Genomic DNA, 13,757 nt, shown 5'->3' with positions numbered 1-13,757 from the left:
CGGCGGTCGGGTCTGTGGGGACCGGCGTCGGTCAAACCGTTCCTTTTCAACCGGTTTCTTCAATGATCAACAGTCTGCTTACCCGTGTCTTTGGCAGTCGTAACGAACGCCAGCTGCGCCAGCTCAACCGCCTCGTCACCCAGATCAACGCGCTGGAGCCGACGATCGAGAAGCTCTCCGACGCCGAGCTGCAAGCCAAGACCCCGGAGTTCAAGCAGCGGCTTGCCGACGGACAGTCCCTGGACAAGATCCTGCCCGAAGCCTTTGCGGTGTGCCGCGAGGCCAGCCGCCGGGTGCTGGGCATGCGTCACTACGACGTGCAGCTGATCGGCGGCATGGTGCTGCACCTGGGCAAGATCGCCGAAATGCGCACCGGCGAAGGCAAGACCCTGGTGGCCACCCTGCCGGTCTACCTCAACGCGCTGGAAGGCCAAGGCGTGCATGTGGTCACCGTCAACGACTACCTGGCGCGGCGCGACTCGGCGCAGATGGGCAAGCTGTACAACTGGCTGGGCCTGAGCGTGGGCGTGGTGTATCCGGGCATGCCGCACAGCGACAAGCACGCCGCCTACGCCGCCGACATCACCTACGGCACCAACAACGAGTTCGGCTTCGACTATCTGCGCGACAACATGGCGCTGTCGCGCGCCGATCGCTACCAGCGCAAGCTGCACTACGCCATCGTCGACGAAGTGGACTCGATCCTGATCGACGAAGCGCGCACCCCGTTGATCATTTCCGGCCCGGCCGACGAATCGCCGGAGCTGTACATCCGCGTCAACCGCATCGTGCCGCAGCTGACCAAGCAGGAGAGCGAAGAGGGCGAGGGCGATTTCTGGGTCGACGAGAAGGGCAAGCAGGTGCATCTGTCCGAGGCGGGCATGGGCCATGCCGAAGAGCTGCTGATGCAGGCCGGCATCCTGGAAAACGCCGAAGATGGCCTGTACGCCGCGCAGAACCTGAGCGTGGTGCATCACCTCAATGCCGCGCTGCGTGCGCATGCGATCTACCAGCGCGACGTGGACTACATCGTGCGCGATGGCGAGGTGGTGATCGTGGACGAATTCACCGGCCGCACCTTGAGCGGGCGCCGCTGGTCCGACGGCCTGCACCAGGCGGTCGAAGCGAAGGAAGGCGTGCCGGTGCAGCGCGAGAACCAGACCCTGGCCAGCATCACCTTCCAGAACCTGTTCCGCATGTACAAGAAGCTGTCCGGCATGACCGGTACGGCCGACACCGAAGCCTACGAATTCCAGAGCATCTATGGCCTGGAAGTGGTGGTGATCCCGACCAACCGCCCGACCGTGCGCAAGGACCACCCGGACCAGGTGTTCCTCAACCGCAAGGGCAAGTTCAATGCGGTGCTGGCCGATATCGAAGACTGCGCCAAGCGCGGTCAGCCGGTGCTGGTGGGCACCACCTCGATCGAAACCTCGGAAATGCTGTCCGAGCACCTGCGCAAGGCCGGGGTGAAGCATGAAGTGCTCAATGCCAAGCAGCACGAGCGCGAAGCCACCATCGTGGCCAATGCCGGCCAGCCGGGCGCGGTGACCATCGCCACCAACATGGCTGGGCGCGGTACCGACATCGTGCTGGGTGGTTCGCTCGAATCGGAATATCACGCGCTGGGCGAAGACGCCAGCGACGATGCGCGCTTCAAGGTCAAGACCGAGTGGCAGCGCCGCCATGACGCGGTCAAGGCCGCCGGTGGCCTGCACATCATCGGTACCGAGCGCCACGAATCGCGGCGTATCGACAACCAGCTGCGCGGCCGTGCCGGTCGCCAGGGCGACCCGGGTTCCTCGCGCTTCTATCTGTCGCTGGAAGACAACCTGATGCGCATCTTCGCCTCGGACTGGGTCCAGAAGGCGATGCGCATGATGGGCATGAAGGAAGACGACGTCATCGAAGACCGCCTGGTCAGCCGGCAGATCGAGAAGGCGCAGCGCAAGGTGGAAGCGCACAACTTCGACATCCGCAAGAACCTGCTGGACTTCGACGACGTCAACAACGACCAGCGCAAGGTGATCTATGCCCAGCGCGACGAGTTGCTGGATGCCGAATCGGTCAAGGACAACGTGGACGGCATCCGTGGCGATGTGATCTACGACCTGGTCGCGCGCTTCGTGCCGCCCAATTCGGTGGACGAGCAGTGGGACCTGCAAGGCCTGGAGGCCACGCTGGAATCGGAGCTGGGCATGCAGCTGGCGTTGCGCGAGATGGCGCGCACGCAGGAAGAACTGGATGCCGAACAGATCGCCGCCAAGGTGCAGGCCGCGGTGGATGCGCACTTTGCCGAGAAGGAAGCGGCGGTGGGCAACGACACCATGCGCGCGCTGGAAAAGCACGTGATGCTGACGGTGCTGGACCAGGGCTGGAAGGAGCATCTGGCCAAGATGGATTACCTGCGCCAGGGCATCTATCTGCGCGGTTACGCGCAGAAGCAGCCCAAGCAGGAATACAAGAAGGAAGCCTTCGAGCTGTTCTCCGAGATGCTGGAGAACGTCAAGCGCGAGGTGATCAACCTGCTGGCGCGCGTGCGCATCCGCAGCGAGGAAGAAGTGGCCGAACTGGAAGAGCAGGAACGCCGCCAGGCCGAAGCCCGCCTGATGGCCTCGCAGTTCCAGCACCAGGATGCCGGCGGTTACGGCGCCGACGAGGAAGTGGAACAGATGCAGGGCGGCAACGCACCGGTACCGGTGTCGCAGGTCACCCGCGACGAGCCCAAGGTCGGTCGCAACGATCCCTGCCCGTGCGGCAGCGGCAAGAAGTACAAGCACTGCCACGGTCAGCTCAGCTGATGCTGAGCTGACCGTGGAGCCGCCCGCAACGCGGGCGGCCCACCCGCTATCCGCAACGCGGATAGCGGGCTCACGGTGTTGCTTCCGATCCCCCGCGCCTTCGGCGCGCCCCCTTACCAAGGGGAGCTTTGCATTCGGGGCGATTGGTTGGGGTTGCTGATGCTTGCGCGTGGAATGGCGGCGGCTGGGTGCAATGCCACGGTGGGGTCGCGTACGTTTTGCCGATTCCCGGGCAACCGCGAGGCCTGCATCGTTGCCAGGCAATGTCTGCAAATCACGGCATGGACGCCAGAAGAGGTCGACCAGCTCGATGAGTGCGATTCGATCAGCCTCGGCCTGGCACGGTTCGCCACGCGCTTGCTTGTCGCGCGCGGGCGCCAACTGTGCCGTGGCACCCAGGCTTCTCCGCCTGCGCCACTGCGGGCGTATGCTCGATCCACATCCGGCGTGGAGTGCGTCATGGCGCAGTTGTCGAGCCAGCAATTGAAGGTGTTCGTGCCTGCACGTGACTACGCGCTGTCGCAGCGTTTCTATCGCGCGCTGGGATTCGTGCAGGAAGACGAGGTCGGCAACGTGAGCTGCTTCCGCCACGGCGAGCACTGTGCGTTTTTGCTGCAGGATTTCTATGTACGCGAGCTGGCCGAGAATCTCATGCTGCATCTATGGGTGGACGATGCCGATGCCTGGTGGCAGCACATCCACGACACGGGATTGGACGCGCAGTTCGGGGTGAGCTACAGCGCGCCGGAAGACCGGCCCTGGGGCGCGCGCGATTTCACCCTGCACGATCCCAGTGGGGTGCTCTGGCGCATCGGGCATCCGTTGTAGGCCGGGATCGGAGATTCGGGAATCGGATTGGCAAAAGCACAGGCCGCGCTTTGACGAATCCCGAATCCCCAATCACCAATCCCAGCCCCCAAGCGATTGCGCTGAGCCGCGCACTCGCGGCACTCTTGCGCCCATGCCCGACTCCCTCAGATCCATTCACGTCGTTGCCGGCGTGATCACCGACCCCCGCGGCCGCATCCTGCTGACCCGCCGTACCGAAACCCGCGACATGCCCGGCCTCTGGGAGTTCCCCGGCGGCAAGCGCGAGCCCGGCGAAACCTCCGAACAGGCGCTGGTGCGCGAGCTCTACGAAGAGCTGGGCATCGAGGCGCAGGTGGGCGACTGGGTGATGGAAGTACCGCAGCTGTATCCGGACAAGCGCCTGCGCCTGGAAGTGCGCCACATCGCTGGCTGGAAGGGCAGCCCGCGTGGGCGCGAAGGCCAGGCGATGACCTGGGTGGCGGCCGACAAGCTGGCCCGCTATTCGATGCCGCCGGCGGATGTGCCGGTGGTGGGCGTGCTGCGCCAGCCCGACCGCTACCTGATCACCCCCGAGCCCGACGACGAAGCGCACTGGCTGGACGGCCTGGAGCGGGCGCTACAGGCCGGCGCGACGCGCCTGCAGTTGCGTGCGCGGCACTGCGAGCCGGCGCGTTGGCAGGCCTTGCTGCACAAGGTGATGCGCCTGCGTGGCCGCCACCGTGCGCAGTTGCTGCTCAATCGCGATATCGCCCTGGCCATCGAACTGGGCATCGGCGTGCACCTGGGCGCCGAGCAACTGGCCGGCCTGCAGGAGCGCCCGCTTTCCGCCGAGCACCTGGTGGCCGCGTCCTGCCACGGGGTGGACGACCTGCGCCATGCCCAGCGGCTCGGTTGCGATTTCGCCGTGCTGGGACCGGTGCAGCCCACCGCGTCGCATCCGGGCGCCACGCCGCTGGGGTGGGACGGCTTCGAGCGTCTGCGCGAGCAGGTGTCGTTGCCGATCTACGCGCTCGGCGGGATGGGCGTCGATGACCTGCGCGAAGCGCGCGCGCACGGAGCCCAGGGCATTGCGGCCATTCGCGGGCTGTGGCCGGCCTGATGGCGGCGCTTGCGGCGATCGCGTTGCCGACTGGCGATGCGACCGACAGGCGGGTGGGTGAATTGCGCAGGGAATCGTCGCCCGGCGATGCAGGCGGATCGATGCCAGAGATCCTTGCGACGACAGGTCGGCGTTGCCGATGGCCGCCGGCGTCATGCAGGTACTGCGCAGGGAATGAGCAGAACGCGGTCGGCAGTCGCGCGCCGCGCGGTGCCCGGCGCCGCTAGAACGTCACCCAGAAGCAGTTGTACTGCCGGCGCAGCCGCAACACGCTGCGCGCCGGCGTACCGCTGGCCAGATTCTGTTCCAGGCGCAGGCCCCAGGGACGTGGACGCGTGGGAGCCGGTAGCGGTGCGTCGATCGGGCTGCCATCCAGCGACGGCGTTGCCGCGTCGTCGCCGGTCTCCCAGGTAGGCATATCGGCTTGCGGGTACATCGGCACGATGTCGAGCAGCGGGCGTTGCACGATGGCCTCCAGCCGGCTCAGCACCTGGTTGGCGGCAGCATCGGACTGGCCGCTCCACAGGTACAGGCTGGACAGGCGATTGACGTCGCGGCTGTCCACCGCCAGCTGCAGCAGCGACACCAGTTCGCTCAGCCGACGTGGGCAGCCGTAGCGATACAGACCGGTGTTGCCCTGGCTGCGCACCGCCGGTGGCGCGCGCGTGGCGGCTCCCACGTCTTCGCAGCGGCGGTCGGTGAACATGGTCTGCCCATCCGGGGTGACGCAGCGGCGGATCTCCTGCGCCTGCACGCGCATGGTGGGGCACAGGCACAGCAGCAAGGCGAGCAAGGTCAAGAAAAGGCGAGGCATCGGCGCAGCGTAGCCGGGCAGGCGTGAGCTGGCGAGGAAGATGCGTGCTGCGCGCGCGGTTCTGGCATTCGCGCCCCCGATGGTGTGGCAGTGGCGGCTCTTGCCGGCCGCGCTCAACGTCCGAGCAGCTGCAATACCTGGGTGGTCGGCTTGGCCAGATTGAGGGTGTAGAAATGCAGCGCCGGCGCGCCGCCTGCGATCAGGCGCTCGCACAGGGCGGCCACCACTTCCGCACCGAAGGCGCGCACCGCTTCGGCATCGTCGCCGTAGGCCTGCATCTTCCTGCCGATCCAGCGCGGAATCTCGGCGCCGCATTGCTCGGAAAAGCGCCGCAGCTGCGAGAAGTTGGAGATCGGCATGATGCCGGGAATGATCGGCACCGCCACGCCCAGGCGCTCCACCGCATCGCGAAAATGGAAGTAGGCGTCGGCGTTGTAGAAATACTGGGTAATGGCCGCATCCGCGCCGGCATCGACCTTGGCCTTGAAATGGCGCAGGTCGCTCAATGCGTCGGTCGCCTGCGGATGGGTCTCCGGGTAGGCGCCCACTTCGATGCGAAAGGCATCGCCATGTTCGGCGCGAATGAAGGCGATCAGGTCCGAGGCGTAGCGCAGATCGCCGGGATGGCCCATGCCCGACGGCAGATCGCCACGCAGCGCGACGATGCGGGTACAGCCGATGGCGCGGTAGAGCTTGAGCAGTTCGCGGATCTCCTGGCGGCTGCCACCGACGCAGGACAGGTGCGGTGCGGCTTCGAAGCCGTGCTTCTGCTTGAGGTGGCGTACCGTCTCGGAGGTGTAGCTCAGGGTGGAGCCGCCCGCGCCGAAGGTGCACGACACGTATTCGGGCGCATAGCCCTTGAGCCTGGCCGCGGTACGGTCCAGTTGCGCGCGCTGGTCGTCGGTCTTGGGTGGGTAGAACTCGAAACTGAGATGCGTCATCGCGGCGGGTCCGGCGGATCGTGCCGGCATAATATCGCTTCATCGCGATGAATGCATATTTGGTTGCGGGTGTCCCGATTCGCTGTGGTGCGCCCTGGCTGAAGGCAGGCGCTCGGGTCTGCTTGGGCCGGCGCCTCGACGCCACCTGCGACGAGGGCATGCGCAAGATGATGGACGACCCGTTGCGCATGAGGGTGGGTTTTGCCATCCCACGTCATGGCGCAAGCGTCGGGAACGGAGAAGGGCGTCATCGCCAAAGCGTGGTGCCGCATCCGGGGGACGTCGGCGATCTTGCGCTTGCGCAAGCAGCCGGGCGTGGATGGTGCCACGTTGCCGAGCGACTTGGCGGCACCGTTGTTGCGGAGCCAGGACGCGCACACGTCCACGCTAGCCGAAACGTTCCGCCGACAGCGATCAGGTCGCCGGTCCCGGCGGAGCAACCTGCTCGCAACACGCGTCTGCCACAGTCCGGCGCGCGTCAATGACGGTCTACGCCTCGTACGCACCCGCTGCGCCAGACATCACACCCGCATGCCTACACTGGTTGCTTTCTCACCGGAGCGTTCGCATGAGCGACACCAGCATGACCGCCATCGCCATCCGCGATGGCAAGGGCGACGCCGACGCCTTGTACGCGACCGAGCAACCTCGCCCGCGTCCTGCACCGGGTCAGGTGTTGATCCGCGTGCACGCCGCCGGCATCAACCGCCCGGACCTGCTGCAACGCGCCGGGCACTACCCGCCGCCGCCAGGTGCGCCGCAGACGCTGGGCCTGGAAGTGGCCGGCGAGATCGTGGAGCCGGCCGGTCGCTGGAAGGCGGGCGACCGCGTCTGCGCGTTGCTCGGCGGCGGTGGCTACGCGCAGTACGTGGCCGTCGACGCACGCCACGTGTTGCCGATTCCGGCCGGCCTGGATCTTGTCCACGCCGCAGCGCTGCCCGAAACCATGTTCACCGCCTACACCAACCTGTTCGAGCACGGCCAGCTCGCGGCCGGCGAATGGTTGCTGCTGCACGGCGCCACCTCCGGCATCGGGGTGACCGCGATCCAGATGGCCAAGGCCGCCGGCGCACGCGTGCTGGCCACCGCCCGTTCGGCCGGCAAGGCTGGGCAGGCCCGTGAGCTGGGCGCCGATGTGGCGATCGACTCCACCGCCGAGTCGTTCGTCGAAGTGGCCAAGGCGCATGGCGGGGTGGATGTGGCGCTGGACATGGTGGGCGCTGCGGTGTTCGCCGACACGCTGGAAGCGCTCAACCCGCGTGGGCGCATCGTCTATATCGCGTCCCAAGCCGGTGCCACCCTCCAGGTGCCGATTCCGCAACTGATGCGCAAGCAGGCCATCCTCACCGGGTCTACCCTGCGTCCGCGCAATGCCGATGAAAAAGCCCGGCTGGCCGCGGAAGTGGAACGCGTGGTGTGGCCATGGATCGAGCAGGGCAAGCTGCGCGTGCTGCTCGACAAGCGCTTCCCGCTGAGCGAAGCGGCTGCGGCGCATCGTTACCTGGAGCAGGGCAGCCACCTGGGCAAGGTGGTGCTGGAGATGTAGCTGGCTGCGTTGGCCTTGTCGACGAAGCGCCCGAAGCCGTGCGGCGTGTCATGCGCCGCGTGGCGCCAGGCGCACTCAGGCCGCGCGCTCGACCACCGCTTCGATCCGGTGCCCATCCGGGTCGATGACGAACGCGGCGTAGTAGGCATCGCCATAGTCCGGTCGTGGACCGGGAGCGCCGTTGCAGCGCCCGCCGTGCTGCAACGCGGCCAGGTGGAACGCACCCACCGCGGCCGCGTCGCTGGCGGTGAATGCCAGATGGAAGCCGGCGCCGGGAGCGCACTGCGCGGCCTGCTGTTGCTTCAGGGCCAGGCAGTCCTCGCCCCCCGGCCTGCCATAGCCAATGGCCTGATCGAGCGTGCCCGGCTCCAGGTCCGACCACACGCGCACATAGCCCAGCGCACCGAGGACGGCATCGTAGAACGCGGCCGATGTCTCGATCGTGCGAACCCCCAGGCAAACGTGATGCAGCATCGGTGCAGCCCTGTGCAGCGGCACGCCCGCGTGCCGGAGGCGCAAGTGTGCCGCGTCGCGGGTGCGCGTCAATCGGCAGGCCGGTGCAGCTGCGCATGCCCGTCCTGCCGATTGCGCGGGCAGCCGCACTGTCGCCGGTCACCGTCGGGCTGCGCGCTCCCGGCGAGCCGATCACCCAACTGCCCGGCGTGGCCGCGCGCAGGTATAGCAAAACAAGCAGGAGCGATGTCTCGCAGCCAGCCAGGGGGGCGCCGTACACTGCGATCGCGCCGGCCGTGGTTGCCTCCGGGTCGCGGCTGCGGTGGCATCGCATGCCCGGCAGATCGCAGCGGCAATCGCGTGGGCACGCTCACTTCACTCATCAGCATGAAGGTTTCGATGAAGCATCCAGATGCATTGCGCATTGCCCTGGTCGGTATCGGCAAGATCGCCCGCGACCAGCATGTGCCCACGATTGCCGCGCGCGCCGATGTGCAACTGGTCGCCACCGTCAGCCGGCATGGCACTGTCGATGGCGTGCCGGCGTATCAGACGCTGGAGCAAGCATTTGCTGCGCATCCGGAGCTGGAAGCAGTGGCCTTGTGCACGCCGCCGGTCGGGCGGCATGCGTTGGCGCAGGCGGCATTGAGCGCCGGCCGTCATGTCTTCCTGGAAAAGCCGCCATCGGCCACGCTTGCCGAGATCGACGATCTGCGCGAGGTGGCACGCACGGCGCAACGCAGCCTGTTCACCAGCTGGCATTCGCGCTGCGCCGCTGGCGTGGAGCCTGCGCGCGCGTGGCTGGCGGACAAGCAGATCCTGCGCGCGCACATCACCTGGAAGGAAGACATTCGCCACTGGCACCCCGGCCAGGACTGGATTCTGGAGCCGGGCGGCATGGGCGTGTTCGATCCCGGCATCAATGCGCTTTCCATCGCCACCCACGTGTTGCCGCGCGCGTTCGCCTTGCGCGAGGCCGAGTTGCACACGCCGGAAAATCGCCAGGCACCGCTGTACGCCAGGCTGGCCTTTGTCGATACCGCCGGTGTGCCGGTGACGGCCGAATTCGACTTTTTGCAGACCGGCCACCAGCGCTGGGACATCGAGGTGGACACCACGCAGGGACAGCTGGTGCTCAGCGAGGGCGGCGCCAAGCTGCACATCGATGGGCAAGCGCAGGCGCTGCCAGCGTCCAGCGAATACGACGGTTTGTACCAGCGTTTCGTGCAGCTGGTACGCGCCGGCCAGTCGGAGGTGGATGTGGCGCCGTTCGTGCATGTGGCCGACGCATTCCTGCTGGGCGCACGCAAGGTCACCGCGCCGTTTGCCTGGTAAGCGCAGCCAACAGAACTGCTGCGCGCCCGCCAGGCGGGCGCGGTCGGTGCTCGGAATTCTCATGTACCACCCGTACGCTGCGGTTCCTCCGCGCCGTCCGCACCCACCTGACGAGCGCTCGCTACGTTTTGTGAGCCGCTCTACGTCTGGATGGCCCGATGAATGCGACGGCACCGGACGCATCCAGCGATGCGCCTGGTGCGGCGTGGTCTACCGGCTATCCAGCGCCACGCTGGCAGACGTTACGGCGTCCGGGTCCAGCGGCCGGGCCGACGTTGCAGCGCGCGCTGCATGCTGACGCAGTGCGGGCGTGATCTGCGCGCGGAAGCGCCGCACCACCCATGCCTCGTCCAGCAGCGCGAAGGCGAAAAACCCCAGCAGTGTGCCTGCCACCAACGTGGGTGCATGTGCGAACGTGCCCGGCAGCAACAGGCTCAGCCACAGGAAGATGTTCGGCGAGGTCTGCAGCAGGTGGATATCCGAGGCGATCGCGGCGGGAATGGCCTTGCCCGTCAGGCGCTGGTGGATGGAGAGATACGCCACGCTTCCCAGGCGGCAAGTCAGCAGTAACGCAAATGGCAACACTAAGGCCGCCCATGCCTGCCATCGGCCATGCATCACTGCATCTGCCAACGGCGTCCCTCCCGCGCGCAGCGCCACCAGCAATGCCATCGGCACCATCGTCAGCGCACCCACCCAACTCCAGTTGGTGGCCAGTTTGCCGGCTGCGATCGGGTGCGCATGTCGCCAGCCCTGTGCGAGCAGAAACGGAAACGCCAGTGCGAGCAGCAACACCACGAAGTAGCGTTCCAGCGCATGCGCACTGCCCAGCACATCATGGCGATCCAGGAACAATAACAACAATGCCACCGGCAGCAGGATCGACAATATCAGGGTGTAGCGCGCTGCAAAGAAGTAGTCGCCGCCGCGCGCCAGCGAGAAGGTCGGTACCGATAGCGCTGGCGGCACGATCAGCAGCAGACCGAGGACGTGCACCCACGCGTTGTGAAACTGCGTGAGCAGCATGATCGCCAGGCCGGCGCGTGCAATGCCGATCACGCTCAGCGCGAGGTTCTCCGGCCCTCCGGTCAGGCGCAACGCGCCCGGCTCGATGCGCACCGACAGGAAAAACGCATTCACCGCCAGTAGCGCCACGATGGCGGTGGAGGTGAGGGCGTGCGGTAGCGCAACGCCCAGGCAGGAGAGTGCAAAGCCGGCCACGGCGGCGATCAGCATCCATTGCAGCAAATGGATTTCGGTCTGCTCGCTCAGATAATTCAGGCGCGAGGAACTGCGCGCGGTCATGCGTTTGAGTTCGTCCCACGACAATGGGCGCGAATTGGGTAAGCGAAAATCGATGTAGTCTGCAGGCGGAAGCCCCGAGGCGATCAAGGCGAACACCTCGACGATGTATTTGTGCGCCACTACCAGCACCTGCTTGCCCTGGCGGTCCAGCGGTGCAAGCACCGTGTCGTAGTACTGCCTGCAACGCGTATACATGTCCATCCAGTGCTCGCCATCGGGCGGGGCGCCACTGGCGTCGTGAAAACAGGCGTCGAACAGACGATGGCCGATCGATTTCTTGATCAGGGTCTTGTTCTTGCCGGCGAAGATGCCAAAGTCGCGTTCCTTTAGTGCGTCGCTGTAGATCACCCGGGGTTCGTTGGGAGCGCCGTCCAGGATGATCGCCGCGGTCGCCTGCGCGCGTTCGAGTGTCGAAACATGCACTTCGTCGAAGCGCAGCGCACGTTGCCGGATAACATCGGCTGCCTGCCTTGCCTGTCGCCGACCCAGCGGCGTCAGTGGCGAGTTCTGTGCACCGGCAAAATAGTTCTGCTCGTTGGCGAGCGACTCGCCATGACGGACGAAGTACAAAGGCATCGGGCTGCTCCGGTGGCTCGATTGGTGGATGATCGAGAGCGTTGCCGGCTTGCGTGGCAACGCCATTCACTGCGCTCAGCCCGCCCGCGTGCCGGTGGCAGGGCATGCGGGTGGCTGCCACGTAGGTGCGGGGTGCAGCAGGATTCGTTGCATCGACAGACTGTCGTTCTCGGATCAATTCAGTGTGTGTCCAAGTTTGTGTTGATGGCCGCTGGATAAAGCCATTGAATAAAGAAGCGGCAGCCGCGCGGCGCAACGGCGCGTGCTGACATCACACGGATGGACGCCTGAATGCAGGAGGCCTCCGCACGCTTGCCGCGGCGGAGGCCTTCTGTCGAGCAGGTGATGATCTGGTACGACAGCGACGCAGGCGCTTAGCCACTCAGTCGAACCTCACCTGAGCGCCGGCGATTCAACTGCCCATGGCGATCGCTCAGCGACGCCACATGCGCGCGCCACGCGCCGGCAGGGTAAAGGTGTACGAGCTGCTGGTGATGCGGACTACATTCCCGGAGCCCAGCGCGTCGATGTAATCGGCATTCCAGTACAGCACGCTGTTGTTCATGCCCACCGTGGTGGTGACCGGATTGCCGCACTTGTTGATGCCGACGATACCCAGGCTGCCGCGACGGAACAGGATGTGGCAGGAACTGGACGACAGCACCTGCATGTCGGTGCCCTGCACGCCGTTGTGGAAGCCGATCATGCGACGCAGGTCGTCGCGTTGGTAGGCATTGACCCAACGGTTGTCGCCGCTTTCGTTGTTGTCGGTATAGATCATCGGCATGCCGCCGTTGCGTCCGATCAAATACGCATACGCCAGGGTTTCATCGACCGGGTCGAGAATGGCGTAGCGGAAGCCGGCATTGTTGGGGATGTCGTGGGTGACGGCGAAGGTCACGGCGCGGTTGCCCGGCAAGGCCTGCCCGGACGCGGCCGGATCCACCAGCTGCTGCAGGCTGGCACCGATGGCGAAGGCGTTGCGCACTGCGTTGAACAGCGGGAAGTCGTAGGCCGCATGCGGAGTGGATTGCAGGTACGGCGCCAGGAACTGGTCGTAATCGCCATTGCCGGTACCGCCGCCGGTGATGACCTCGCCGAACACGTACACGCCGGAGCGGATGCCGGCGTCGAACACGCGGTTGAGGTGGTCGAAGCTCATGTGCTTGGCCGCATCCACGCGGAAGCCGGTCACGCCCAGGCCCTTGAGCGCCTGCAGGTACGCGCGTTGCTGTTGCACCACCCAATCGTTGCCGACCAGATCGGGCAGCCCCGGGTCGTTGCCACCGCCGCAGATGCGGTAATTGCGGACCTGGAAGGCATCGTTGTAGTTGCTGATGCACTGGCCCGGGCCGAAATCGCTGGCGCTGAGGAAGTTGGACTGCAAGGTGCCGAACAGGCGCAGCGAATCGTACCTGCCCGGATTGGCGGCGTATTGCGCCAGCACGGCGCTGCCGGGATAGTTGAGGTCCGAACGGGTGGCCGCTTCGTTGGCCATGTGGTTGAACACGATGTCGGCGTAGGTTTCCACGCCGTTATTGGCCAGCGCCTGCACCATGCGCCTGAACGCGATGGTGTCGCCGAGCGGATTGTCGATCAGGCGGATGTCCTGCGGCTGGTAGCGTGCCCACCAGGCACTGCCTTCGGAACGGTACGCCGGGGCAACCAACACCTTGCGATACCCGGCATCGGCAATTTGTTTGGCGCGTGCTTCCACGGTGGCATACGGCCAGTTGAACGCATGCAGGATGACATCGGCCTGTACGTTGGCTGTCACCAAGAGCAGTGCCAGTGCCGTGAGCAATGCACGGGCGCCGCGTTGCAGGGCCGAGCGTGGAGCGTGTGCAAGTGTGGTGCGCATCGGGTGGTTCTCCAGTGGTAGGCGCAGGCCGGCGTGTGCATCACGCTGCCCGCAGCAAGGCCTCCGGCCCCTGTTCCGGAAAGCGCGCGCACGGCGTGCAGCGCGCGGTGATGCTAAGCGCGCATCGCGGCGCAGCATCGCGGTTGTGCATACGTATTCACTGCAATGCGCCGCCGAAGTGCGCGCGGTGTTCGGCGGCAATCGCGTGGCCGGTCG

10 protein-coding genes and 1 other RNA gene are annotated in these 13,757 nt (G+C 66.1%); 6 read left to right on the top strand and 5 right to left on the bottom strand.

What is annotated here, in order from left to right; genetic code table 11:
- The first annotated feature begins 62 nt into the window (after positions 1-62).
- The 3 genes from secA to ACCQ05_RS17405 all read left to right on the top strand — a co-directional run bounded on the left by secA (position 63) and on the right by ACCQ05_RS17405 (position 4,710).
- Positions 63-2,801 carry a preprotein translocase subunit SecA gene (gene secA, locus ACCQ05_RS17415; protein WP_372391731.1) on the top strand — a complete coding sequence of 913 codons (2,739 nt, stop codon included), beginning with the start codon at positions 63-65 and terminating at the stop codon, positions 2,799-2,801.
- A 459-nt stretch (positions 2,802-3,260) separates the two neighbouring features.
- Positions 3,261-3,629, top strand: a complete 369-nt coding sequence (locus ACCQ05_RS17410) for a VOC family protein (protein WP_228963118.1) — start codon at positions 3,261-3,263, stop codon at positions 3,627-3,629.
- 133 nt (positions 3,630-3,762) lie between these two features.
- On the top strand, positions 3,763-4,710 hold the full coding sequence (locus ACCQ05_RS17405; RefSeq protein ID WP_104541463.1) for a Nudix family hydrolase: 948 nt from the start codon (positions 3,763-3,765) through the stop codon (positions 4,708-4,710).
- A 223-nt stretch (positions 4,711-4,933) separates the two neighbouring features.
- On the opposite strand, the gene ACCQ05_RS17400 is transcribed toward ACCQ05_RS17405, so the two are convergent.
- Both ACCQ05_RS17400 and metF read right to left on the bottom strand, forming a co-directional pair.
- Positions 4,934-5,566 carry a hypothetical protein gene (locus tag ACCQ05_RS17400; protein WP_372394143.1) on the bottom strand — a complete coding sequence of 211 codons (633 nt, stop codon included), beginning with the start codon at positions 5,564-5,566 and terminating at the stop codon, positions 4,934-4,936.
- A gap of 71 nt (positions 5,567-5,637) precedes the next feature.
- The gene (gene metF, locus ACCQ05_RS17395; RefSeq protein WP_228963119.1) at positions 5,638-6,465 is read right to left on the bottom strand and encodes a methylenetetrahydrofolate reductase [NAD(P)H]; all 828 of its coding nucleotides are present in this window, start codon (positions 6,463-6,465) and stop codon (positions 5,638-5,640) included.
- A gap of 568 nt (positions 6,466-7,033) precedes the next feature.
- Between metF and ACCQ05_RS17390 the strand changes: the two genes are divergently transcribed.
- Complete coding sequence (locus ACCQ05_RS17390; protein ID WP_372391729.1) at positions 7,034-8,011, top strand: NAD(P)H-quinone oxidoreductase; 978 nt, start codon at positions 7,034-7,036, stop codon at positions 8,009-8,011.
- Positions 8,012-8,086: 75 nt separating this feature from the next.
- Here ACCQ05_RS17390 and ACCQ05_RS17385 read toward each other — a convergent pair whose 3' ends face one another.
- A complete protein-coding gene (locus ACCQ05_RS17385) occupies positions 8,087-8,485 on the bottom strand; it encodes a VOC family protein (protein WP_372391727.1) in 399 nt (132 codons plus the stop codon).
- A 378-nt stretch (positions 8,486-8,863) separates the two neighbouring features.
- Between ACCQ05_RS17385 and ACCQ05_RS17380 the strand changes: the two genes are divergently transcribed.
- Complete coding sequence (locus ACCQ05_RS17380) at positions 8,864-9,799, top strand: Gfo/Idh/MocA family protein (protein WP_372391725.1); 936 nt, start codon at positions 8,864-8,866, stop codon at positions 9,797-9,799.
- A 61-nt stretch (positions 9,800-9,860) separates the two neighbouring features.
- Positions 9,861-9,936: non-coding RNA, sX9 sRNA (locus ACCQ05_RS17375), on the top strand.
- Positions 9,937-10,009: 73 nt separating this feature from the next.
- On the opposite strand, the gene ACCQ05_RS17370 is transcribed toward ACCQ05_RS17375, so the two are convergent.
- Entirely contained in the window at positions 10,010-11,680 is a 1,671-nt protein-coding gene (locus ACCQ05_RS17370) for a histidine phosphatase family protein (RefSeq protein ID WP_372391723.1), read from the bottom strand.
- Between the two features lie 433 nt (positions 11,681-12,113).
- Positions 12,114-13,484 (bottom strand): alpha-amylase family protein, encoded by a 1,371-nt coding sequence (locus tag ACCQ05_RS17365; protein WP_372394141.1) that lies wholly within the window; start codon positions 13,482-13,484, stop codon positions 12,114-12,116.
- Positions 13,485-13,757 lie beyond the last annotated feature (273 nt).

Source organism: Xanthomonas sp. NCPPB 3582 (assembly GCF_041475735.2).
Lineage (GTDB): Bacteria > Pseudomonadota > Gammaproteobacteria > Xanthomonadales > Xanthomonadaceae > Xanthomonas > Xanthomonas codiaei.
This window is presented reverse-complemented; position numbering and strand designations above follow the sequence as displayed.